The organism is Kribbella sp. NBC_00482 (genome assembly GCF_036013725.1).
Classification (GTDB): Bacteria; Actinomycetota; Actinomycetes; order Propionibacteriales; family Kribbellaceae; genus Kribbella.
Genome location: NZ_CP107881.1, coordinates 54,556 through 75,943, shown reverse-complemented (window position 1 = coordinate 75,943; position 21,388 = coordinate 54,556). Strand labels below are relative to the sequence as shown.

Here is a 21,388-nt window from a genome sequence, read left to right as displayed (position 1 = left end):
GCAGACGTGCCGGTCGAGGCCCCGGAGTGCGTCCGTGACGACGAGGGGCCCGAGTAGTGAACGACGCGTCGCCGATCGACATCGCCTGGATGCGGCGTGCTGTCGAGTTGGCTGCGAGAGGTACCGGCAGCACCCATCCGAACCCGGTGGTCGGGTGCGTGATCACCGGCCGCGACGGGCATCCGGTGGGCGAGGGTTTCCATGCCGTTGCCGGCGGCCCGCATGCCGAGGTCGAGGCGCTCCGGATGGCCGGGGCACGAGCCCGCGGCGGTACGGCGTACGTCACGCTCGAGCCGTGCAACCACACCGGCAGGACCGGTCCGTGTGCGGACGCCCTGATCGAGGCCGAGGTCGCGCGCGTCGTGTACGCCGTACCCGATCCGAACCGGACCGCTTCCGGCGGCGCCGACAAGCTGCGGAACAAGAACATCGACGTTGTCGAGGGCGTCCTGCAGACCGAGGCCGAGGCGGTCAACCACGTCTGGTTGCACAGCGTCCGGACGGGGCGGCCGTTCGTCACCTGGAAGTTCGCGACCACGCTCGACGGGCGGTCCGCGGCGCCGGACGGGACCAGTAAGTGGATCACCGGGCCGATCGCGCGCGCCGACGTCCACCGGCAGCGGGCCGAGTGCGATGCGATTGCCGTCGGCACCCAGACGGTGCTGGACGACGACCCCGAGCTGACGGTCCGCGACGAGCACGACGTACCCGCGGCGCGGCAGCCGTTGCGGGTGGTCGTCGGCGACCGTGAGATCCCACCCACCGCGCGGGTCCGCAACGACCGTGCGGAGACGTTGCTGCTGCCGACCCATGATCCCGCCGAGGTGCTTCGGCAGTTGGACGACCGGCAGATCCGGCACCTCTGGCTCGAAGGCGGCCCGACCCTGGCCGCCGCGTTCGTGCGGGCCGGACTCGTCGATCAGATCGTCGCGTACGTCGCCCCGGCTGTGCTCGGTTCCGGGTACGGCGCGGTCGGCGACCTCGGCGCGGAATCGATCGACCACCTGCGGCGGTTCAAGCTAGCGGACGTCACCCGCCTGGGCGACGACGTCCGGCTGACCCTGGTTCCTCTGGGAGGAAAGTAGATGTTCACCGGCATCATCGAAGAACTCGGCACCGTCGAGTCCCTGGACCTGCTCGAAGGCGACGCCGCGCGGCTCACCATCCGCGGCCCGAAGGTGACCGAGGACGCCGGCTACGGCGACTCGATCGCGGTCAACGGCTGTTGCCTGACGGTGGTGGAGTACGGCGGCGGCGCGTTCACCGCGGATGTGATGCGCGAGACGCTGCAACGGACCAGCCTCGGCGGTCTGCAGAAGGGCTCGCCGGTCAACCTCGAGCGGGCCGTCGCCGCGCACGAACGGCTCGGCGGGCACATCGTCCAGGGCCACGTCGACGGCACCGGCACGATCGCGGCGCGGACCCCGGGCGAGCATTGGGAAGACGTCCGGATCGCGACCGCACCCGAGATCCTCAAGTACGTCGCCGAGAAGGGCTCGATCGCGATCGACGGCGTCTCGCTGACCGTGACCGACGTCGACGACGCGTCCGGCACGTTCGGGGTCAGCCTGATCCCGACCACGCTGGAGCTGACCGTGCTGGGTGCGAACAAGGTGGGCGACACCGTCAACCTCGAGGTCGACGTGATCGCGAAGTACGTGGAAAGACTGCTTGCCGCAGGCAACCTGAAGGACAGCATCGTGAAGAACAACGGAGGCGTGCGGTGAACCCGATCGACTGGTTGTTGCACTCGACGGTGACGATCGCCGGGTCGGAGGTCCTGGTCCGGGAGATCGTCGGCAACGTGTTCGGTCTGGCCAGCGCGCTGTTCGGCATGCGCCGGCTGGTGTCGGCGTGGCCGGTCGGCATCGTCGGCAACGTCTTGCTGTTCACGGTCTTCGTCGGCGGGATCTTCGACACCCCGCAGGACAAGGACCTCTGGGGCCAGGCCGGGCGTCAGGTGTTCTTCGCGCTCGTCAGCCTCTACGGGTGGTACCGCTGGTACCAGACCCGCCACGGCGGCGCGGCCACGGGCGTCCAGCCGCGGTGGGCGTCCGCGCGTGAGCGGATCGAGCTCGGCGGTATCGCGGTGATCCTGTACGCGATCTCGTACTTCGTTCTGCGCGAGCTCGGATCGTGGGGCCCGCAGTGGGACGCGTGGATCCTCACCGGGTCGATCCTGGCGACGTACGGGATGGCGCGGGGCTTCGTCGAGTTCTGGCTGATCTGGATCGCCGTCGACGTGGTCGGCGTACCGCTGCTGGTGAAGGCGGAGTTCTATCCGTCGGCGACGATGTACATCGTGTATGGGCTGTTCTGCGTCGTCGGGTTCGTGTCGTGGTGGAAGATCCAGAACCGTGAGCGGGTCCAAGCTCCTGAGTCCGTGGTGGTGGGATAGATGGGTGACGTGCTGAAGCTCGACACGATCGAGCACGCGATCGACGAGATCCGCGCCGGCCGGCCGGTGATCGTGGTCGACGACGAGGACCGCGAGAACGAGGGCGACCTGATCTTCGCCGCGTCCAAGGCGACACCGGAGCTGCTGGCGTTCCTGATCCGGTACAGCTCGGGCGTGGTGTGCGTGCCGATGGAGGGCTCGGAGCTCGACCGGCTCGGGATCCCGCTGATGACGCCGCACAACCGGGAGCGGATGCGGACGGCGTACACGATCTCCGTCGACGCGCGGGACGGGATCTCCACCGGGATCTCGGCCGCCGACCGGGCGCGGACGATCCGGGTGCTGACCGACTCGGCCTCGGAGTCGTACGACCTGGTGCAGCCGGGGCACGTCTTCCCGTTGCGCGGCCGCGAGGGCGGCGTACTGGTCCGCCCCGGGCACACGGAGGCGTCGATCGACCTGGCGCGAATGGCCGGGTTGACGCCGGCCGCGGTGATCTCGGAGCTGGTGAACGACGACGGGACGATGAAGCGCGGGCTCGAACTGCGGACGTTCGCCGACGAGCACGGGCTGGTCCTGGTGTCGATCGACGACCTGATCCGGTACCGGCGGCGTACCGAGTCCCAGATCCAGCGGGTCGCGACGACGATGCTGCCGACGCAGTACGGCGATTTCGTTGCCCACGGCTACCGCAACACGGTGGACGGGTCGGAGCAGCTCGCGCTGGTGCGCGGTTCGCTGGATGATGGGCCGGCGCTGGTGCGCTTGCACTCAGAGTGCTTGACCGGCGACGTGTTCGGGTCGCTGCGGTGTGATTGCGGGCCGCAGTTGGATGAGGCGATGCGGCAGGTTGCGGCCGAGGGTGGGGTCGTGGTGTATCTGCGCGGTCATGAGGGGCGCGGGATCGGGCTGCTGCACAAGTTGCAGGCGTACGAGCTGCAGGACGCGGGCCGGGACACCGTGGACGCGAACCTGGATCTTGGATTGCCGGCGGATGCGCGCGACTACGGGACCGGTGCGCAGATCCTGGCCGATCTCGGTGTCAAAGAAGTGCGGTTGCTGACGAACAATCCCGACAAGCTTGCGGGTGTGCAGGGGTACGGCATTGACGTGGTCGAGCGGCGGGGGATCTCCATCGACCCGACCGAGCACAACCTGCGGTATCTGCGCACCAAGCGCGATCGCATGGGCCATCACCTGCCGGGCGGCCTGCTGACCGAAGAGAACGGAGCCGGCTGATGTCGGGCAGTGGAGCACCCACCATCGAGGTACCTCGCGTTGAAGACGCCAAGGTCGCGATCGTCGCTGCCCAGTGGCACCCGAAGGTTACCGACGGCCTGCTCGCCGGAGCCCTCCGCGCGCTGGAGGACTCCGGCGTTACTGAGCACACCGTCGTCCGGGTCCCTGGTTCGTTCGAGCTTCCGGTCGCGTCGCTGCATGCGGCGAAGTCCGGGTACGACGCGGTGGTCGCACTCGGCGTGGTGATCCGGGGCGACACTCCCCACTTCGAGTACGTCTGCCAGGCGGCGACGGACGGCCTCATGCAGGTCGGCGTGACGACGGGCGTCCCCATCGGCTTCGGCGTACTCACCTGCGACAACGACCCCCAGGCCCTCGACCGAGCCGGCCTCCCCGACAGCCGAGAAGACAAAGGCTACGAAGCCACCCAAGCCGCCCTCTCAACCCTCGCCGCCATCCGCGACCTGTAGCGCTTGACATTCTCACGCAGGATGGGCGGTCACTCCACCGTCAGCCGGACGGCTGTTGCTGCAGGACACTTGTCCTGCAGCTAGGAAGGGATGCTCGCAGACGCGGAGGTGGGCCATACATCGTTCGTCCGGGCTGTGAGCAGCAGGTCGACCAGTGACGTCAAACATGCGCGATGCGTCTTGAGAACAAGAGGCCAATCGGTCAATTCATCGACCGTCAGCCCACTGTGGAAGCCGTCGCCGTCCTTCTTCGCATTGTTCCTGCGAAGGGCATCTGTGTTGCGCCCGCGCAAGTGGAAGTACCGGACAGTCAGTAGATCACGTGACTGATGGACGAGTTTGACCGGCTCGCTGGCCCAGCCGAAGACTGCTCCGATACCCCGCTCGAACGTATCCGCGGACTTCGCCCAAGCGACGTAGGTAGCGTCGAGTTGGGCACCGTCGGGTTTGCCCCACACTTCCTCATTTTGCCGCTGCCTCCAGTACGACTGTGTTGCGAAGTAGAAGCCGCCGAGGACTTCGGAAGCGCGCTCCACCAGTTCATGCCTCAGCGCACGTTCCTCGCGATCGATGTCGCGCCGATACTCGGCGTCCTTTCTCTGTTGCTCCAGCATGAGTTGCCTGGTCTTCGATCGATCGTCGAGCTCGCGTTCACGATCTGCCCACCGTTGATCGAGTTCGCGTTCGCGATCCGACCAGCGAGCGTCGAGCAAGCGGTCGCGGGCGGCTTTGAACTCCTCGTTCTTGCGCTGGACGGCAATAGTCACGAGGCCTGCGCCCACGCTGACGAAGAGTGCGGTGGACAATGCGGTCAGAATGCGAAGCCAGATCTCCTGCTCAAATGATAGTGCCAAAGCAAGCATAGTTCGTCCCCCCGACTGTGCTGTCGGCTCGCTCTGATTGGAGCTTCAGGGCTGACGGCGCCGCAGTCAAGGGCAGGTGGTATCGGCGTGATCTGATCCCGAGATTCGCACTCGTTTGCTTATTTCGCGCCAGTTGATCTGAATATGCTTTATGCGTTGGTCAATGCGCATGGCACTGCTGTTGGTGGAGCACGCGCGCACGCGAACTGATGGTCCGCCTCAGTCGGTGCGGGTGTGTTCCATGTGCCAGTTGGTGGTCCAGGTTTTGCCGTTGTCGGGGGAGAAGGATTGTTCCCAGGCGGCTTTGTCGGTGCCGGGGGTCCAGAGGAAGCGGACGTCTATGGGGGCGCCGCCCCATTCGTCCGGGCCTTCGAAGGTGCCGGTGCCGTTCACGAATGAGCCGATGACCGGGGTCTCGAGGCGGCCGCGTTGGCTGTTGATCCAGTGGATGGACCACGTCTTGGCGGACGGGTCGTAGAGGCGGAATGTCGCGCCGCGGAAGCCTTCGCTCGGGAACCAGCCTTCGTCGAAGCTGATCGCGCCGTCGAAGTATGTGGTGGCTTCCATCGTCGCGTCGTGTTCGTACCACTCGACCGGCTCCCCGAGCACCGGGCGCCGCCGCCGGTTGTGGAACGACCAGCGCCCGACCAGGAAGTCGAAGTCGTCGGTGACCTTCGGTACGTCGAGTGCCGGCGGGGGAGTGTGCCGCCGGGTGAAGTCCATGGTCCAGTTGGTCTCCCACGTCTCGCCGCCGTCGTTGGAGTACGCCTGCTCCCAGTGCGCGGTCTCGGACGTGATGTCCGACCACTCGTAGCTGCACAGGATCGGCCGCCCCTCGTGGCTGTCCTCTCCGATCAAACGGCAACGTGAGCCGTCCGCAGCCCAACCGCCGTGCACCGGCGGGTACAGCTGCATCGTGGTGCTGCTGACCCACCAGATGCTCCACTGCTCGCTCTCCGGGTCGAACAGGCGCAGCGACAGCCCGTACGTCCCCTTCGTCGGGAACCGCATCTCGTCGATGCTGATCTGCCCGTCGAAGTACGTGCGCGCGGTCGTCGTTCCGTCGTACTCGAGCCATTCGTCGCAGCCCACGAAGGCCTCTTTCAGCGTTCGGTGGCGGACGTCGAAGTACCCGTTGAGGAAGTCGAAATCGCCGGTGACCTTGGTCCATGTCGTCATGTGACCAAGCGTGCGAGCAAAACCTGACAACCTATGGCAGCGATAAGGACTAACCTCGGAACATGCGTTCGAGCCGGCTGCTGTCGATCCTGCTGTTGCTTCAGACGCGCCGGCAGCTGACCGCGCGCGAGCTCGCCGATGAGCTCGAGGTGTCGCTGCGGACGATCTATCGCGACGTCGAGGCGCTCGCCGCGGCCGGAGTCCCGGTGTACGCCGACCAAGGCCGAGCAGGCGGGTATCGCCTGGTCGAGGGCTACCGCACCCGCCTCACCGGCCTCACCGAACAGGAGGCCGCCGCGCTGTTCCTCGTCGGCATGCCGGGCGCGGCCGCCGCCCTCGGACTGACCGCGGAGACGAGCGCCGCCGAACTTAAACTGCTAGCAGCGCTAGCGCCCGATCAGCGGGATCGCGCCGGCCGGCTCAAGAACCGCTTCCACCTCGACCTACCCGCCTGGTACCAAGGCGCCGAGACCCCACCACAGCTCTCCGCCGTCGCCGACGCCGTACTCCACGACCGCCGCATCAAGGTCCGGTACCGCCGCTGGGAGGAACCGCGCGAGGTCGAGCGGGTCCTCGAACCGTACGGACTCGTGCTGAAGAACGGCAGCTGGTACGTCGTGGCGTCCACCCCCGGCGGACTGCGCACGTACCGCGTCTCCAACATCCTCGAACTGACGCCGACCGAGGAGACGTTCGAGCGGGACGACGGATTCGAGCTGCAGCAGTTCTGGCAGGACCACCTGGAGGGCTTCGACCAGGTCCGCTTCACCGGCGAGGCTGTCCTACGGGTGTCCGCACGGTTGGCCGCGAAGATGTACGACGTCTCGTACCCGGCGCTGGTCAAAGCCGTCGCCGCCGCCGAACCCGAGGCCGACGGGAGTGTCGTGGTGACGATCCCGATCGAGTCGATCCCGAACGCGGCCGCCTCTCTCTGTCGATTCGGGGATGCGGTCGAGGCACTGGAGCCCGCGGAGTTGCGCGCCGAACTGGCGAACCTCGGTCGCACACTGTCCAACCTCTACTCCTGAGCCAACGCCCCAGCACGCTCGGCACTCCGCCGGAGGAAAGTGGCAATCAGGTCGAGTTCGGTCTCGGTGTAGTCGGCCAGTACGTCGTCCATCGCGCTCATCATCGGCTGGTACAGCCGGAACACCTCCATCCCACGGTCCGGCAGGACGCGGATGGTGACGCTGCGGCGATCCGACCGGGCGCGGTCGCGGACGATCCAGCCGGCTTGTTCGAGCCGGTCGAGAATGCCGGTCAGCGTCGCCGGGTGCAGGCCGGCCTGACGTGCCAGGGCGCTCGGCGTCAGCGGGCCGCTGCGGGCGAGTACGTCGAGACAGTCGAGGTCGACGTCCTTCAGCGCGAGCTTGCCGCCGACCTGGTGGTTGAGCAGGGCGAGCTGGATCCGCAGGTCGCGGAGCGCGGCCTTGATCTCGTTCCCGGTCCGCCGGCGGTGGCGCATGTCACCTCTCTCTATCTGTTCCATATCTTATGAGTTCCATACTATATGAAGCACAGAGAAGATTTCAGGGAGGCGGTCGGGATGAGGATCACGGTGTTCGGGGCGACGGGCGGGATCGGCGGTCACGTCGTACGGCAGGCGCTCGAAGCGGGGCACAAGGTGACGGCAGTGGTGCGTACGTCGTCGGCGTACGACATGGAACACCCTGCGCTGGAGGTGATCCGGGTGCCCGGCCTGACTGAGGCGGAGCCGCTGCGGGACGCCGTCGACGGGAGCGAGGCGGTGATCTCCGGGGTCGGGGCCCGCGGGCGGAAGGACGGGCCGGTCGCGTCGGAGAGCACGCGGTCGATGCTGGCGGCGATGGAAGCCGTGGGCGTACGGCGCTTTGTCGCGGTGAGTGCCGCGCCACTCGGGCCGGTGCCGGCGGATGAGGGTTTCCTCAACCGGCGGCTGCTCTATCCGATGATCAACGCGTTCGCCGCGGAGGTGTACGCCGATCTGCGGGCGATGGAGGCGGACATCATGAGCAGTACGACGGAGTGGACGATCGTGCGGCCGCCGAAGCTCACGAACAAGGCGCTGACCGGGACCTATCGGACGGTGGTCGGAGGCACGGTGACGCGCGGCTACATGATCTCGCGAGCGGACGTCGCGCACCTGATGCTAGCGGCGCTAGATAACCCGGCGACGGTCGGCCAGCCGGTTGGGGTGGCGTACTGATGGCGCGCGTCGTTCGTGGGCTGAGCTTGCTCTTCAGTGGGGTCTTTGCCGGGTTCCTGGTGTGTGTGCTGGTGCTGGAGAACTCGTTGCGTGGGTTCGGGGCATCCGTTTACACACAGGTTCGGCTGGTCGAGCTGGACTCGCTGGACAAGCTGGCCTCCGCAACGTTGATCCCGGCAATGATCACGACTGTGCTGCTGGCGATCCGGGCCCGGGGCAACGACCGGCGGATCGTACTGGTCGCAGTCGCGCTGCTGGTGGTCGTGTTCGCGACGACCTTCGCGATCAACCTGCCAATCAACTCGGACCAGTCGGCGTGGTCCGTGCAGAACGCACCGTCCGACTGGGCGAACGTCCGCGATCGCTGGCAGATCGCCCACGCGATCCGCACTACGGCGGCAGCCCTCGCCTTCGGCCTTCTCGTCGTCGCCAGTCAGATCAACACGACCGCGCGAGGTCGCGTGCGAGGTGCGACCGCCGCAGCCCGCGTCTGAACAGGTACTGCAGGTCGGCGGTGGTGTCGTACATCAGCTGGGTGTGGAAGTAGTTCACATGCTCGAGTACTCCGGCCAGCACGAACACCAGACCCGCCACGGTCTCCGCGCCCGGCTCCCGTGCTGCGGCCCACCCGACGAACACCAGCCCGGCGACAAGCAGGATCACGTTGCAGCGTCTGGCCAGTACGAACCCACGCGCACCGGGGAGTGGGCTGCCCGGTGCCTGGCGGAGCTTCAGCAGCCAGTACGTCGCACCCTCGGCGAGCAGGATCGCGAACAGGGTAAAGCCGATCAGGTTCGGCGTCGTCAGCGGAAGGTCGACCACGCCGAACCACAGCACGAACTGCAGCGGGATGTTGAGCAGTTCGAGCGCCGCGAGTGAGCGGAGGCGCCGGACGATCCAGGCACGGGAGCGGTGCTGCATGCCGCGACTATGCCAGGTTGCGGATGAGGTCGTGGGGTACGGCGTGGGCGGTGCGGTTGTGGTGACCGGTGATGGTGTGGGCCATGGTGAGGGAGTTGAGGAGGGCTTCCTCGACTGACTCGGTGACTGCTTGGAACGGTGTGCGGAGGTCGCGGTCCGGGAAGTCCGGCGTACGGGCGGTGGTGAAGGCGATCGCGTAGTCGCCGCTGCCGGGGGCGTAGTCCGAGCCGACGCGGGCCATCGCGAAGATCGCCCGGCGCGCGAGCCGGCCGAGTTGCCGGGAGTCGAGCGGGAGATCGGTTGCGACCACGATCATGCAGGAGTTGCCGTCCGCATCGATCGGTTGGGCGGGGACCGGGCGCCCGAGCACGGTCAGCAGGCCGGAGAAGTTTGCCTGCACGAGAACGCCAACCGTGTGTTCAGCGGGAACAAGACGGGATGCCGTGCCGATTCCTGCCTTGAAACCCAATGCGCAGGTGCCAGCGCCGGCTCCTGCGCAGCCTTCGGCGGGGAGGTCGGTCGAGGCGGTGTCCAGGGCAGCGTGGACGTGCTCGGCGGTGATGGGTCGGCGGCGGATGTCGGAGAGGTGGCCGTCGTTGGTCTCGCCGACGATCGGGTTCAGGCTGGTTGCGCGGGGGTTGCGGGCGAGGAGCCAGGTGACCAACGCGTCGGCTACTCGGAAGGTGCTCAAGGTGCCGGTGAGAAGGATGGGCGTGTCGATGACGCCCAGTTCGTCCACCTGCGTCGAGCCGACCAGCTTCCCGTACCCGTTGCCGACAGCAATCGCCGCCGGCAATGTCTCCGCCCAGCCGTCCGGGACGATCGCCGTCACCCCGGTGTTCAGCCCGTCGCCGATGATGGTCGTCTGCCCGACCCGCACCCCGGGTACGTCGGTGATCGCGTTCAGCGGCCCGGTGGGCAGCGTTCCGACGACAACACCCAGCTCACGAACTCTCCGAGGACTCTGCATCCACCCATCATCAGCGACGCGGCTATCGTCGGCGGCATGTTGGAGCACCTGACCGGTCGGGTCTGGATCTACCCGCACGACCCCGATCCCGACGCGATCCGCCCGTCCGTCGCCGTGATCGCCGACGACCGCGGCAGCGTTCTCGTCGACGCCGGAAACAGCCCCGAACACGCAAGAGCCATCGGTACGGCGATTGCCGCCGCCGGCCTGCCCGCGCCGAAGTGGCTCGTCTACACCCACCACCACTGGGACCACACCTGGGGCGCCTGCGCCTGGCCAGACGTCACCGTGATCGCCCACTCCACAGCCGTCGACCTACTCACCACCGAGGCTGACCGCCCGTGGAACCACCGCTACCTCCATGACCAGGTCGAAGCCAACCCGAAGCTTGCCCCCAGCTTCCGAGCCCGCGCCCTTGCCGTCCCCGACTGGACCGATTTCCGGATCGTCCTCCCGGACGAGACCTTCGACGACACACTCACTCTCCCGACCGACGTCGTACTGCGGCACGTCGGCGGAAATCACGCCCCGGATTCGGTCATCGCCGAAGCCGACGGCGTAGCCCTCCTCGGAGACGCCTTCTACCCACCGCCGTACCACCTCCGTACCCCGGACGACACCATCGACTACGCAATGGTCAAGCGCCTCCTCGCCGAACACCACAACTGGTACGTCGATGCCCACTCGTCCCCGCGGCGGCTCTCCGAGGCGCTGACGCAGTCCGGCTAGCGGACCTGGGGACGGGGGTCGTGGGTGGGACCCGTAGGCTGGGCGGGCGATGAAGAGTTTTGAGGAGCTGTTTGCCGAGCTGGGTGAGAAGGCGGCGACGCGGCCGGAAGGTTCCGGGACCGTGGCGGCGCTGGACGCCGGCGTGCACTCGATCGGTAAGAAGCTGGTCGAGGAGGCCGCCGAGTCCTGGATGGCTGCCGAGTACGAGAGCAAGGACCGGGCCGCGGAGGAGCTGTCGCAGCTCTTCTACCACGCCCAGGTGATGATGCACGCGCTCGGCCTGGACCTTGAGGACGTGTACCGACATCTGTAGGAGTCCCTCCCACAGATCACCGGTTCACACCTCCCAGAAAGGGCAGTGCCATGCTGCGCGTCGCAGTACCGAACAAAGGCTCGCTGAGCGAAGCCGCCACCGAGATGCTCGTCGAGGCCGGCTACAAACAGCGCCGGACCACCAAGGACCTCACGCTCACCGACGCGGCCAACGAGGTCGAGTTCTACTACCTCCGCCCGCGTGACATCGCCGTGTACGTCGGCGCGGGCACGCTCGACGTCGGCATCTCCGGCCGCGACCTGGTGCTGGACTCGCACGCGGACGCGGACGTGGTCATGGGCCTCGGGTTCGGCTCGTCCACGTTCCGGTTCGCCGGGCGGCCCGGGGTCGCGGACTCCGTGAAGGACCTCGCCGGGAAGCGGATCGCCACGTCGTACGCCGGCGTACTGCAGGACCACCTGGCCGAGCACGGTGTCGACGCGGCGGTCGTGCGCCTGGAGGGCGCCGTGGAGTCGGCCGTCCAGCTGGGCGTCGCGGACGTGATCGCGGATGTCGTCGAGACCGGTACGACGCTGCGCCAGGCGGGGCTGGAGGTGTTCGGGGAGCCGATCCTGCAGTCCGAGGCGGTGCTGATCAAGCGGCACGGTGTCGAGGTCCCGGCGAACGGCCTGCAGCAGCTGGTCCGGCGGCTCGAGGGCGTTCTGATCGCGCGGACCTACGTGATGATGGACTACGACATCCGCGCCGAGGACGTCGACGCGGCCACCGCGGTCGCGCCCGGCCTGGAGTCGCCGACCGTCTCGCCGCTGCACCGGCAGGGCTGGGTCGCCGTCCGGGTCATGGTCCAGCGCGCCGAGGCGCAGCGCCTGATGGACCAGCTCTGGGACGTCGGCGCCCGCGCGATCCTCACCACCGACATCCACGCGTGCCGGATCTGAAACCCGCCGCCATGTCCGCAACGAAACCAGGGGAGCGTTTGTTCGCGTTCCACCCGCGGATCATTGCCGGTATGGCGGCCGGGATGGGGTTGTCGTTGATCGCCGTGTTCGGGGTGATCTGGTTCCGGTTGTCGCCGGAGGATCGTGGGTCGTTCGACTGGTTCCAGCGGCTCACCCTGCTGGCGTTCTTCGGGGCGATCCTGTGGATCCTGTACCGGATGACGACGCTGCGCGTCACGGCGTACGCGGATCGGCTGCGGATCCGGAACGTGTTCAAGTCGTACACGCTGCAGTGGTCAGAGGTCACCGCTCTGCGGTTCCGGCCGGGCGACGCGTGGCTGCAGTTGTTCGATGCCGATGACAATCGGATCGGCATTCTCGCGGTCCAGGCCGCCGAGGGTACGCGGGCGAGCCGCGCCGCCAAGCAGCTGGCAGCGGTCGCCCGCGACCACGGCGCCGGCCCTAAACGGATACCTGAAAGCTAGTCGTGTGTGAGTCGCCGGGCTTGAGTACGACGAGGTCCTGACCGGTACGGAACGCGTCCGGTGGGCAGGTCATCGGCTCGACCGCGAGCGCCGTACGTCCGACCGCCTCGCCGGTGAACAGCTGCATCCACGGCGTATCACTCGTCAGCACCGACCGCGCGCCGCTGTCCGGATCGGTGAGCGACACCGACCACTCGTCTCTCAGGCCGGTGAACGCGTTGTCGATCGAGGTCGACCCGATCAGCTGGGGTTCGCGGAAGTCGTACGGCGTTCCGTCGACCGGCGTCAGGCCCGTCGGGGCCATCCGGTCCGCGGAGACCTCGAGCCGCTGGGCCGCGGTGAACTCGAGGATGCAGTCGTCGATCGGGCGGCCGACGCTGAGGTAGGGGTGCGCTCCATAGCCGTACGGCGCTGCGGTCCGGCCGATGTTGGTGGCGGTAGCGGTCACCGTCAGGCGGTCGGTGAGGTGGTAGGTCAGGCGTAATTCGAGCTGGTGCGGGTACCCGGGCTGGCCGAACAGTTGGTGCCCGGCGACCACCGTCGACGGATCGGACCCGTCGTCGATGCGCTGCCAGTTCGCCCAGCGGGTGAGGCCGTGGATCGCGTTCTGCCTGGCCGGCTCGGTCAGATAGAGCTGCTGGTCGATGCCCTCGAACGTGTACTGCCCGTCCGTGATCCGGTTCGGCCACGGGAACAGGTGCTGTCCGAGTCCGGCATGCGCCGCCTCGTCCTCGCCGTACGCGAGCAGGACCGGTCGCCCGTCGTACGTGAGTTCGCGCAGCCCGCCGCCGACACTCACCACCGTCCCCTCGAACCCGCCGCCGCGAAGGACCCATTGCTCACCCGAAGGCAAAACATTCATGACCCAATCCTGACGGACCGGTCCATCGGGGGCGACCCCGTTCGTAGTGATGCTGTAGACACGCAGACAGGAGGTACGACGTGAAGTACATGCTGCTGATCAACGCCGGCGAGCTGGACCTGCAGGACGCGCCGGTGGGGTGTGAGCCGGAGGACTGGATGCGATTCGACAAGGAGATCACCGACGCGGGTGTGGTGGTCGCGTCCGAGTCGCTGGCCGACCTGGTCACCGCGACCCGGGTCGAGGTCGCGAACGACGGCAAGCGGACCGTGACCGACGGGCCGTTCGCGGAGACCCGGGAGGTGCTCGGCGGGTTCTACGTGATCGACGTACCGGACCTGGACGTCGCGCTCGACTGGGCCGCCCGGTGCCCGGGATCGCGCGGCGGCGGCTCGGTGATCGTCCGTCCGGTCGCCGACTTCTGATGATGGAGCAGGTCGAGGCGGTCTTCCGGGAGGAGCGCGGCCGTTTGCTAGCAGCGCTAGCCCGGCGGTTCGGGGACCTCGACCTGGCCGAGGAGGTCACCTCGGAGGCGATCGAGGCGGCGCTCACGCGCTGGCCGGTCGACGGCGTACCGCCGAACCCGGGCGGCTGGCTGATGACCACCGCCCGGCGGAAGGCGGTCGACCGGCTCCGCAGGGACCAGGTGTACGCCGCCAAACTCGCGATCCTGCAGGTCGAGGCGGACCGCCCGACGCCGCACGCGGCCGGGGACGAGCTGCCCGACGAGCGGCTGCAACTGTTCTTCACCTGCACCCACCCGGCGCTCGCCGCCGAGGACCGCGGCGCGCTGACCCTGCGGTGCCTGGCCGGGCTGACCACGCCTGAGGTCGCGCGGGCGTTCCTGGTCCCGACCGCGACGATGGCGAAACGGATCGTCCGCGCGAAGAAGAAGATCCGGGAGGCGCGGATCCCGTTCCGCGTCCCCGGCCCGGACGAGCTGCCCGAGCGGCTGCCCGGCGTACTGCAGGTGGTCTATTCGGTCTTCACCGAGGGGTACGCCGCCAGCTCCGGGCCGTACCTGCAACGCCTGGACCTGGCCGAGGAAGCGATCCGCCTGGCCCTGATCCTGCACCGCCTGCTCCCCGCCGCGCGCGAGGTCACCGGCCTGCTCGCGCTGATGCTGCTGATCCATGCCCGCCGCGACGCCCGCACCGGCCCGGACGGCGAGATCGTCCTGCTCGAGGACCAGGACCGCAGCCGCTGGGACCACGAGATGATCGCCGAGGGCCGCGACCTGGTCGTCACCGCGCTCACCGGCGGCCCGCCCGGCCCGTACGCCGTCCAGGCCGCGATCAACGCGGTCCACGACGAGGCCGCCGAGTTCGCGAGCACCGACTGGCCCCAGATCGTCCAGCTGTACGACGTACTGCTGGAGCTCGACCCGTCCCCGGTGATCGCGCTGAACCGCGCGGCCGCGATCGCGCTCCGCGACGGGCCCGAGGCGGGGCTAGCACTGCTAGCCGAGCTTGCGGAGGAACCCCGGCTGCAGGACTACCACCCGTTCGCGCTGGCCCGTGCCGACCTGCTGCAGCGCCTAGGACGTTTGCCAGAGGCAATCACGGCCTACGAGCAGGCCCTCGCCCTGGCCGGCTCCGAGCCCGAACGCGACCTGGTCCGCCGTCGCCTCGAGGGCATCTGACCAGGCCCCATTGTCAGGTCGTGGCGATTGCGGCACCGTTGGGCCGCATGGAGACCGTTTACGAAGCGGCAGGTGGGGCCGAAGGCATGTTGCGGCTGGCGGCCGAGTGGCACGAGCGGGTGATGGCGGACGAGGTCGTCAGCCATGCGTTCCACGGCGGAGCGCGGCCGGATCACACCGAGCGGCTGGCGGCGTACTGGGGTGAGGCGCTGGGCGGACCGCCTGCCTACACCGAGGCGTACGGCGACGAGGCGTCGGTGCAGCGCCGGCACGCCGGAAACGGCGAGCACGACGAGATGAACCATCGCGCGATCGCCTGCTTCGACGAGGCGGTGATCGCGGCCGGTGTCGACGACGAGCGGACCCGGTCCGTGCTGCACGACTACTTCGCCTGGGCGACCTTCAACACGATGTACCGCCACCACACCGACGACATCACCGACGACCAGCCCGTCCCGCAGTGGTCGTGGGACGGGCTAGGGGGTGTCTGATGGTTCCACGCCTACTGCGGGGCACTCGGCACGGCACCTCGCCGCACGGGTGCAAAGGCCACGATGCTCCGCATCGAGACCTTCGCCCCCGCACGCCGAGCTACCGCACCGAGCACCTCCTCGCTACGGCGTGGAACCATCAGACACCCCCTAGGAAGCAGCTGAGTCGTGAGGCGGGAGCGCCACTGACTTCGTGACGAGTTCGAGTGCCGGGTCGAAGGGGGTCGACGGGTCGCCGTCGACGATCACATGGGCGCGCGAGCGGGTGGCCTGATCGGCGAAGTGGTCGCGCTCCCAGCGCATCCACTCCAGCCAGTGGTCGCGGAGGGCCTCACCGTCGCGTTCGATGCCGCGGTCCAGCCGGACCTCGTTCGAGGTCTCGACCCAGAGCCGCAGCGACTGCCAGTGCGCCGCGTCCCGGTCGCAGGCGGTGACACCGTCGACGATCAGCAGGTCCACGGTGTTCGGTACGACGTGCAGCTCGGCGTACGCGTTTTGGTACCAGTCGTACCGGCGGTACCGTCCTTCGCGGCCGTCGGCCAGCCGTTGCAGGACATGGTCACGGAGCAGGGCGAATCCACGCTCGGCTCCGGCCCACCCGTCGTACAGGTCGTCCATGTGGATGACGTAGGTGTTCAGGTCGCGGGCCTTCGCCCGCGCCTCGAGGGCGGCGGCGACGGTGGTCTTGCCGGATCCGGCGGGGCCGTCGATACCGATCAGCCTGGTCCGGCCGAGGCGTGGCGCGCCGGCCTGGACGTTGTCCAGCAGCGAGTCGATGGTCAGGGGGTGCGGGCCTTGGTCAAGGGCCTTGTCAGTTGATTCCATGGCGCTTCAGGATGTCCTCGATCTCGTCGAACTCCGACGATTCCTGCTGCTTCGCCTTCCCCTTTGACGGCTTGGCAGCTTTGGCGGGAGCGGCCGACGCAGGCGCGGGGCCTGTGGCGGTGAGCTCACCCGCGGGCGAGGCGGGTTTCTTTTCCTTCGGTGCCTTCGGACTGCGGCCGCGAGCGACGCCGGAAACGACGTACAGCACGACCGAGACGCCGAACAGCGCGACTCCGGACCACACGGTCGGCGAGAAGATCAGGTGGGTGACCCAGCTCACGGAGGAGCGGACCACGTCCCAGACCAGCTCCAGCAGACCGGTCAGGTACAGCGAGACCGGCAGCAGGGACCAGGCCACACCGCGCGTGCCGGCCGCCAGGCCGCGTCGCCGCCAGGCGAACCACGAGCCGATCAGACCGAGCAGCGTGAGGCCTACGCAGAACGGCAGCAGCGTCAAATCGTTGAAGTCAGGCACATACCCAGGCTCGCACAATTGGCGCGTGATCCAAGAGGGGAACAGCCCTGACGCACCCCTGAAAGAGCGGTCCGGGGAGAATGAGCGCCGTGCAACCACCAGAGCGGCGCTTGGCCTTCACCGGTTTCGACAACGACGACGGGTCGGCTGACCCGGCGCTGGCCGCAGCGCTCGCTGAGGGCGACGGGGGTGCGGTGCTGGCGGCGCTGACCAAGGCACGGCTGCTGGTGCCGGTGGTCGCGATGCTCGGCGAGGTGGAGTACGACGAGAACGGGCTGGCGCACGACAAGACGTCGGACATGGCCGTCGCGCTGCTCCAGGGGCAGGACGGGCGGAACGCGCTGCTCGCGTTCACGGGCACCGAGGCCCTGACCCGCTGGAGTCCGGAGGCGCGCCCGATGCCGGCCCAGGCGCAGTTGGTCGCCACCGCGGCGATCCAGGAAGGTGCGGCCGCGATCGTGCTGGACATCGCCGGCCCGGCCGCGGGCGTGATCGAGACCGACGACGTACGGCGTTTGGCCGCCGGCCTCCAGGTGGTGCGCCTGGAAGACGGCGGCTACGCGTGGATCGAACCGGCCGGCTCAGACCCCTCCACCAGCTGAGCCGGCCGATCACGACCGCTTTCCGGAAAGAATTTGTCGCCAGGTGACGTTTTCCTTCCGGAAAGATCAGCCGACTGGTGAGCTGAGCGCGTCCATGGGCTTCGGACGCGTCGCGATCCGGCCTGTGATCGCCGTGGTCGGGAGTACCAGCAGGAGGACGACCGCGATCCAGGCGACCAGGATCCACACCGGTCCGGACGGGATCGGCCAGCCGCGGGTCGCCATCGCGATCGGGAACACGGTGAACGCTGCGGTGACCAGCCCGGCGACCAGTCCGAGCGCCGCGATCAGCAGGCCCTCCAGGCGGAGCATCCGGGAGACCTCGCGCCGCGTCGACCCGGTCAGTCGCTGCAGCCCGAATTCACGCCGTCGATCCAGCACCGCGACGGCGATGGTGTTGATCGACGCGATGGCCGTGTACGCGACGGCGATGGCTGCGAGCAGATAGCCGATCCACGCGTCCACTCCGAGCCCGGTGTCCAGGCCTTCGCTGAGCAGTTCGCGTCCACCGATCGCCGTACCCGGCCACCTCGACAGGTCTGGGTGCAGCTTGTTGTCGGTCTTCAGCAGGAGCTGGCTGGGCAGGCCGCTGGTCGTGTGCGCGGCGAGCAGTTGCGCGGGTAGCAGGAGAGACTCGTAGCCGGACGGCCCCTCGGCGAGCGCGACCACCTTGACCTTGACCAGGGCGTTGTCGCCGAGCCGCAGGCCGATCTCCGAGCCGACACCGACCTTGAGCTTCTTCGCCGTACCCGGCGGGAGCGCCACGGTGTCACCGGTCAGGTCATCCAGCGAACCCTGCTTCACCTTGCCCGTGTAGACGGGACCGCTCAGGCCGAGCAACGGCCAGGCGTCGCTGGTGTGCGACTTGTCGTACGGCTCCTCGATCCAGCCCTTGCTGCGCACTACCTCCGACACCGCGGTGACCCCCGGCATCGACCGGACAGAGTCGGTCAGTGACGCCGGGATGCCACCCGACGTGGACGTGATCACCACGTTGCCGGACAGGTTCTTCGTGAACGCGTCGACGGCGGCCTTCTGCTGTGTGGTCTGCGAGTAGATGTTGCCGATGGCAATCGCCGTGGCGATGGTGATCGGGACCAGGATCGCGCCGAACTGGACCGCGCGGACCCGCAGGTTGATCACCGCGAGCGTTCCGCTGGTTCCGCGCTTCTCGACCAGCCGCGTGATGCGGGGGATCAACGCCCGCTGGATCACCAGCGGTGCCAGGATCGCGACCGCGATCGACCCGGTCAGACCGGCCGGCCCGCCGATCGCCGCAGCGTTGGTCGGGCCCATGAACGGGGTGGACAAGGCGATCGCCGCTGTCGCACCGGCGAAGACGAGACCGATCACGATCCGCACCCGGCTCAGCGCCACCGTCGGTACGGCAGCCTCGGCCAGCGCCTGGATCGGGCGGATCCGGGCGGCCCGTCCCGCGGCGAACCCGACGGTCACCCGCAGTACGGCGAACGTGAGGAGGGCAGCGCCGGCGAACGGCAGCGGGCCCTGGTCGAGCCGCAGCTGGGGCGGCACGATCCCGCCGTCGGCCAGCATCCCGAAGATCCAGGTACCGGTGATCCGGCCGCACAGCAGCCCGAGCACGAGCGCGATCACACCCACCGCCATCGTCTCGGCGATCACCATCTTGCCGACCTGGCGCGGGGTCGCGCCGCTGGCCCGGAGCAGCGCCAGTTCGCGGCGGCGCTGGCGCACCGACAGCCCGATCGTGGCCGAGACCACGAGCGCCATCACCACGGCCACCATCCCACCGAAGACGCCGGACATGATGATCAGCGGCAGACCGGTCGCGATCCCGGAGAACTCCGCGACGCCACGCTCGTCCCCGGTATACGCCTTTACACCCGTCGGCAGGTCGAGCCGCTTCGCGAGGTCCCGTACCGACGTACCGTCCGTGGGAAACACCCCGATCGCGTCCACACCGTCCGGGACGTCCGCGTCAGCGAAGAAGATCGGCGGTACGTCGACCTGGCGCTGGGCGACCGCGATACCGGCCAGGATGTAGGTCCGAGGCGTCCCGCTGACTGTGACAGTCACCTGGTCACCCGGTTTCGCGGCGCCGGTCAGGCGTTGGTCGAGCACGACCTGCCCCGCCCGGGGGGCCCGGCCCGCGGTCAACGTGTAGGGGGTCAGCGCCGCTGACGTCCACGCATGCCCAGCGAGCAAGCCGCTGCCCGCGTTGGTCGAGGTGATGATGGCGGGGAAGGAGCGATCGGGGATCGCTTTGGCGACGCCCGGCGTGGTGGTGAGCTTGGTGAGCAGGGCGGGGTCGACGCGGTGGCGTTCGGGGAAGGCGGCGGAGCCGCTGCCGTTCGGTGGGTGGTACGCCGGGTCGCCGGTGACCACGATCGGGGCCGCGGCCAGTCGTTGGGGTGGGGCGTTCAGGCGCAGCCCGGTCTCGAGCAGGCCGCCGGCGGCGCTGAGCAGCGCCCCGCCGAGCAGGACCGCGACGAAGATCGCGAGGAAGGCAGCGGTCCGGTACCGCAAGGTGGTGACGGCGAGGCGGAACATGGGTCAGCTCTCCGTGGGTGAGAGGCGGCCGGCGCTCAGCTGGGCGAGCTCAGCGGCGACGGCCTCGGCGGTGGGGTGGACGGCCCCTGGACGCAACTCGGACACGATCCGGCCGTCGACGAGGAAGACGACACGATCGGCGTACGACGCCGCGACCGGGTCGTGGGTGACCATCACGATCGTCTGACCGAGCCGGCGGGACTGGTCGCGGAGCAGCGTGAGGACCTCGAGCGCGGTGGTGGTGTCCAGCGCGCCGGTCGGCTCGTCGGCGAACGTGATCGCGGTCCGTCCGGCGAGGGCCCGGGCGATCGCCACCCGCTGCTGCTGGCCGCCGGACAGCTCGCTCGGCCGGTGTTTGACGCGCTCGCCGAGACCGACGGCCTGGATGACCTCGGTCACCCAGGCGTCGTCCGGCTGCTTGCCGGCCAGCGTCATCGGGAGTACGACGTTCTGCCGCACCGTCAGCGCCGGCATCAGGTTGAAGGACTGGAAGACGAAGGCGACGTGCTCGCGGCGCAGCTCGGTCAGCGAGGTCTCGTCGAGGCCGCGCAGCGACTGTCCGGCCAGCTGGACCTCACCTGCCGTCGGGGTGTCGAGGCCGGCCGCGCAGTGCATCAGTGTGCTCTTGCCGGAGCCGGACGGGCCCATCACCGCGGTGAAGCTGCCGGCGACGAAGTCGTAGGTCACACCGGCCAGCGCGTCGACCGCGCCGGGGCCGGTGCCGTAGACCTTGCGGACGTCAGTCAGTTGTACGGGCGCGTTCACGGTGCGACCAGTACGTCGGACTTGCGGTGGTAGGACTCGTTGATCCACCAGAGGATCGCCACGATCGCGCCGAGCCCGAGGTCCGACCAGAGCCACCACGGGCCGTCGAAGTGACCGAAGACCGCCAGCGCCAGCCAGACCACGAACTGGACCACACAGGCGACCAGCCAGACGCCGGTGAAGGCCTGGAGCGCCACGGTCAGCCCGCGGGGCGGGGCGGCGTTCGCGACACCGTCCAGGATGTTGCGCAGTTCGCCGCGGGTCCGGGCCGCGAGGACCTGCTCGTGACGGTCGCTCGCCTGTGAGGGTGTCAGGGCGGCCTGTCGTACGGCGCTTTCGAGCTTGCTGATCGCGGCGCGGCGGTCGGCGTCGGTGAGCTGCACCTGGTCGGGGATCAAGAGGGGTTCGAGGATCGTGTACATGGGAGCTGGGTCCTTTCGGCGAGGTTCGATGTGAAACAGCGTATGGATTGAACAGTTTCGGGTCCCGGTGCTCAGGACCCGTTTCGAGGTAGACCTAGCTCCCCTGTTCGGCGGCGTACGGCGT

At 68.5% G+C, this 21,388-nt stretch carries 27 protein-coding genes; 16 read left to right on the top strand and 11 right to left on the bottom strand.

Annotated features, from left to right (window positions below):
- Positions 1 to 56: 56 nt before the first annotated feature.
- The 5 genes from ribD to ribH are packed head-to-tail and all read left to right on the top strand — an operon-like array spanning position 57 to position 4,107.
- Complete coding sequence (gene ribD / locus OHB24_RS00370; protein ID WP_327636873.1) at positions 57 to 1,085, top strand: bifunctional diaminohydroxyphosphoribosylaminopyrimidine deaminase/5-amino-6-(5-phosphoribosylamino)uracil reductase RibD; 1,029 nt, start codon at positions 57 to 59, stop codon at positions 1,083 to 1,085.
- Positions 1,086 to 1,727 carry a riboflavin synthase gene (locus tag OHB24_RS00365; RefSeq protein ID WP_327636872.1) on the top strand — a complete coding sequence of 214 codons (642 nt, stop codon included), beginning with the start codon at positions 1,086 to 1,088 and terminating at the stop codon, positions 1,725 to 1,727. It begins immediately after the preceding gene.
- Positions 1,724 to 2,398, top strand: coding sequence for a nicotinamide riboside transporter PnuC (gene pnuC / locus OHB24_RS00360; protein WP_327636871.1), 675 nt, complete (start codon positions 1,724 to 1,726; stop codon positions 2,396 to 2,398). Before OHB24_RS00365 ends, pnuC begins: the two co-directional genes overlap by 4 nt.
- Complete coding sequence (locus tag OHB24_RS00355) at positions 2,399 to 3,637, top strand: bifunctional 3,4-dihydroxy-2-butanone-4-phosphate synthase/GTP cyclohydrolase II (RefSeq protein WP_327636870.1); 1,239 nt, start codon at positions 2,399 to 2,401, stop codon at positions 3,635 to 3,637.
- Positions 3,637 to 4,107 carry a 6,7-dimethyl-8-ribityllumazine synthase gene (gene ribH / locus OHB24_RS00350; protein WP_327636869.1) on the top strand — a complete coding sequence of 157 codons (471 nt, stop codon included), beginning with the start codon at positions 3,637 to 3,639 and terminating at the stop codon, positions 4,105 to 4,107. Before OHB24_RS00355 ends, ribH begins: the two co-directional genes overlap by 1 nt.
- An 80-nt stretch (positions 4,108 to 4,187) precedes the next feature.
- On the opposite strand, the gene OHB24_RS00345 is transcribed toward ribH, so the two are convergent.
- The gene (locus OHB24_RS00345) at positions 4,188 to 4,970 is read right to left on the bottom strand and encodes a hypothetical protein (protein ID WP_327636868.1); all 783 of its coding nucleotides are present in this window, start codon (positions 4,968 to 4,970) and stop codon (positions 4,188 to 4,190) included.
- 219 nt (positions 4,971 to 5,189) lie between these two features.
- Complete coding sequence (locus OHB24_RS00340; protein ID WP_327636867.1) at positions 5,190 to 6,149, bottom strand: hypothetical protein; 960 nt, start codon at positions 6,147 to 6,149, stop codon at positions 5,190 to 5,192.
- A gap of 62 nt (positions 6,150 to 6,211) precedes the next feature.
- On the opposite strand from OHB24_RS00340, the gene OHB24_RS00335 reads away from it, so the two are divergent.
- A complete protein-coding gene (locus OHB24_RS00335) occupies positions 6,212 to 7,177 on the top strand; it encodes a helix-turn-helix transcriptional regulator (protein WP_327636866.1) in 966 nt (321 codons plus the stop codon).
- On the opposite strand, the gene OHB24_RS00330 is transcribed toward OHB24_RS00335, so the two are convergent.
- Positions 7,168 to 7,614 carry a MarR family transcriptional regulator gene (locus tag OHB24_RS00330; RefSeq protein WP_327636865.1) on the bottom strand — a complete coding sequence of 149 codons (447 nt, stop codon included), beginning with the start codon at positions 7,612 to 7,614 and terminating at the stop codon, positions 7,168 to 7,170. The two genes, OHB24_RS00335 and OHB24_RS00330, sit on opposite strands and share 10 nt — an antisense overlap.
- Before the next feature lie 81 nt (positions 7,615 to 7,695).
- On the opposite strand from OHB24_RS00330, the gene OHB24_RS00325 reads away from it, so the two are divergent.
- Together OHB24_RS00325 and OHB24_RS00320 are read left to right on the top strand one after the other, a co-directional pair.
- The gene (locus OHB24_RS00325; protein ID WP_327636864.1) at positions 7,696 to 8,334 is read left to right on the top strand and encodes an NAD(P)-dependent oxidoreductase; all 639 of its coding nucleotides are present in this window, start codon (positions 7,696 to 7,698) and stop codon (positions 8,332 to 8,334) included.
- Positions 8,334 to 8,828, top strand: coding sequence for an anthrone oxygenase family protein (locus OHB24_RS00320; protein WP_327636863.1), 495 nt, complete (start codon positions 8,334 to 8,336; stop codon positions 8,826 to 8,828). Before OHB24_RS00325 ends, OHB24_RS00320 begins: the two co-directional genes overlap by 1 nt.
- Here the strand turns inward: OHB24_RS00320 and OHB24_RS00315 are convergent.
- Both OHB24_RS00315 and OHB24_RS00310 read right to left on the bottom strand, forming a co-directional pair.
- The gene (locus tag OHB24_RS00315; protein WP_327636862.1) at positions 8,773 to 9,255 is read right to left on the bottom strand and encodes a hypothetical protein; all 483 of its coding nucleotides are present in this window, start codon (positions 9,253 to 9,255) and stop codon (positions 8,773 to 8,775) included. The genes OHB24_RS00320 and OHB24_RS00315 overlap by 56 nt on opposite strands.
- Before the next feature lie 7 nt (positions 9,256 to 9,262).
- Positions 9,263 to 10,225: a P1 family peptidase gene (locus OHB24_RS00310; RefSeq protein WP_327636861.1), complete on the bottom strand. Its 963-nt coding sequence runs from the start codon at positions 10,223 to 10,225 to the stop codon at positions 9,263 to 9,265.
- A 36-nt stretch (positions 10,226 to 10,261) separates the two neighbouring features.
- On the opposite strand from OHB24_RS00310, the gene OHB24_RS00305 reads away from it, so the two are divergent.
- Genes OHB24_RS00305 through OHB24_RS00290 form a run of 4 tightly spaced genes read left to right on the top strand, consistent with a single transcriptional unit; the run spans position 10,262 to position 12,651 of the window.
- Complete coding sequence (locus OHB24_RS00305) at positions 10,262 to 10,954, top strand: MBL fold metallo-hydrolase (protein ID WP_327636860.1); 693 nt, start codon at positions 10,262 to 10,264, stop codon at positions 10,952 to 10,954.
- Between the two features lie 49 nt (positions 10,955 to 11,003).
- Positions 11,004 to 11,267 (top strand): phosphoribosyl-ATP diphosphatase, encoded by a 264-nt coding sequence (locus tag OHB24_RS00300; protein WP_327636859.1) that lies wholly within the window; start codon positions 11,004 to 11,006, stop codon positions 11,265 to 11,267.
- A gap of 50 nt (positions 11,268 to 11,317) precedes the next feature.
- Positions 11,318 to 12,166 carry an ATP phosphoribosyltransferase gene (gene hisG, locus OHB24_RS00295; protein WP_327636858.1) on the top strand — a complete coding sequence of 283 codons (849 nt, stop codon included), beginning with the start codon at positions 11,318 to 11,320 and terminating at the stop codon, positions 12,164 to 12,166.
- An 11-nt stretch (positions 12,167 to 12,177) separates the two neighbouring features.
- Entirely contained in the window at positions 12,178 to 12,651 is a 474-nt protein-coding gene (locus tag OHB24_RS00290; RefSeq protein WP_327636857.1) for a PH domain-containing protein, read from the top strand.
- Here the strand turns inward: OHB24_RS00290 and OHB24_RS00285 are convergent.
- The gene (locus OHB24_RS00285) at positions 12,629 to 13,513 is read right to left on the bottom strand and encodes an aldose 1-epimerase family protein (protein WP_327636856.1); all 885 of its coding nucleotides are present in this window, start codon (positions 13,511 to 13,513) and stop codon (positions 12,629 to 12,631) included. The genes OHB24_RS00290 and OHB24_RS00285 overlap by 23 nt on opposite strands.
- A gap of 89 nt (positions 13,514 to 13,602) precedes the next feature.
- Here OHB24_RS00285 and OHB24_RS00280 point away from each other — a divergent pair, with 89 nt between their 5' ends.
- Genes OHB24_RS00280 through OHB24_RS00270 form a run of 3 tightly spaced genes read left to right on the top strand, consistent with a single transcriptional unit; the run spans position 13,603 to position 15,646 of the window.
- Positions 13,603 to 13,938, top strand: a complete 336-nt coding sequence (locus OHB24_RS00280; RefSeq protein ID WP_327640996.1) for a YciI family protein — start codon at positions 13,603 to 13,605, stop codon at positions 13,936 to 13,938.
- 2 nt (positions 13,939 to 13,940) lie between these two features.
- Positions 13,941 to 15,155 (top strand): RNA polymerase sigma factor, encoded by a 1,215-nt coding sequence (locus tag OHB24_RS00275; RefSeq protein WP_327636855.1) that lies wholly within the window; start codon positions 13,941 to 13,943, stop codon positions 15,153 to 15,155.
- A 47-nt stretch (positions 15,156 to 15,202) separates the two neighbouring features.
- A complete protein-coding gene (locus tag OHB24_RS00270) occupies positions 15,203 to 15,646 on the top strand; it encodes a globin domain-containing protein (protein ID WP_327636854.1) in 444 nt (147 codons plus the stop codon).
- A 150-nt stretch (positions 15,647 to 15,796) separates the two neighbouring features.
- Here the strand turns inward: OHB24_RS00270 and OHB24_RS00265 are convergent, their stop codons facing one another.
- Together OHB24_RS00265 and OHB24_RS00260 are read right to left on the bottom strand one after the other, a co-directional pair.
- Positions 15,797 to 16,471, bottom strand: coding sequence for a uridine kinase family protein (locus OHB24_RS00265; RefSeq protein WP_327636853.1), 675 nt, complete (start codon positions 16,469 to 16,471; stop codon positions 15,797 to 15,799).
- Positions 16,458 to 16,946, bottom strand: coding sequence for a hypothetical protein (locus tag OHB24_RS00260; protein WP_327636852.1), 489 nt, complete (start codon positions 16,944 to 16,946; stop codon positions 16,458 to 16,460). The genes OHB24_RS00265 and OHB24_RS00260 overlap by 14 nt, the downstream gene beginning before the upstream one ends.
- Before the next feature lie 89 nt (positions 16,947 to 17,035).
- Between OHB24_RS00260 and OHB24_RS00255 the strand changes: the two genes are divergently transcribed.
- Positions 17,036 to 17,548, top strand: coding sequence for an SseB family protein (locus OHB24_RS00255; protein WP_327636851.1), 513 nt, complete (start codon positions 17,036 to 17,038; stop codon positions 17,546 to 17,548).
- A gap of 66 nt (positions 17,549 to 17,614) precedes the next feature.
- On the opposite strand, the gene OHB24_RS00250 is transcribed toward OHB24_RS00255, so the two are convergent.
- The 3 genes from OHB24_RS00250 to OHB24_RS00240 are packed head-to-tail and all read right to left on the bottom strand — an operon-like array spanning position 17,615 to position 21,264.
- On the bottom strand, positions 17,615 to 20,077 hold the full coding sequence (locus OHB24_RS00250) for an ABC transporter permease (protein WP_327636850.1): 2,463 nt from the start codon (positions 20,075 to 20,077) through the stop codon (positions 17,615 to 17,617).
- A 3-nt stretch (positions 20,078 to 20,080) separates the two neighbouring features.
- The gene (locus OHB24_RS00245; protein WP_327636849.1) at positions 20,081 to 20,842 is read right to left on the bottom strand and encodes an ABC transporter ATP-binding protein; all 762 of its coding nucleotides are present in this window, start codon (positions 20,840 to 20,842) and stop codon (positions 20,081 to 20,083) included.
- The gene (locus OHB24_RS00240) at positions 20,839 to 21,264 is read right to left on the bottom strand and encodes a DUF1707 SHOCT-like domain-containing protein (RefSeq protein ID WP_327636848.1); all 426 of its coding nucleotides are present in this window, start codon (positions 21,262 to 21,264) and stop codon (positions 20,839 to 20,841) included. The genes OHB24_RS00245 and OHB24_RS00240 overlap by 4 nt, the downstream gene beginning before the upstream one ends.
- Positions 21,265 to 21,388: the final 124 nt, after the last annotated feature.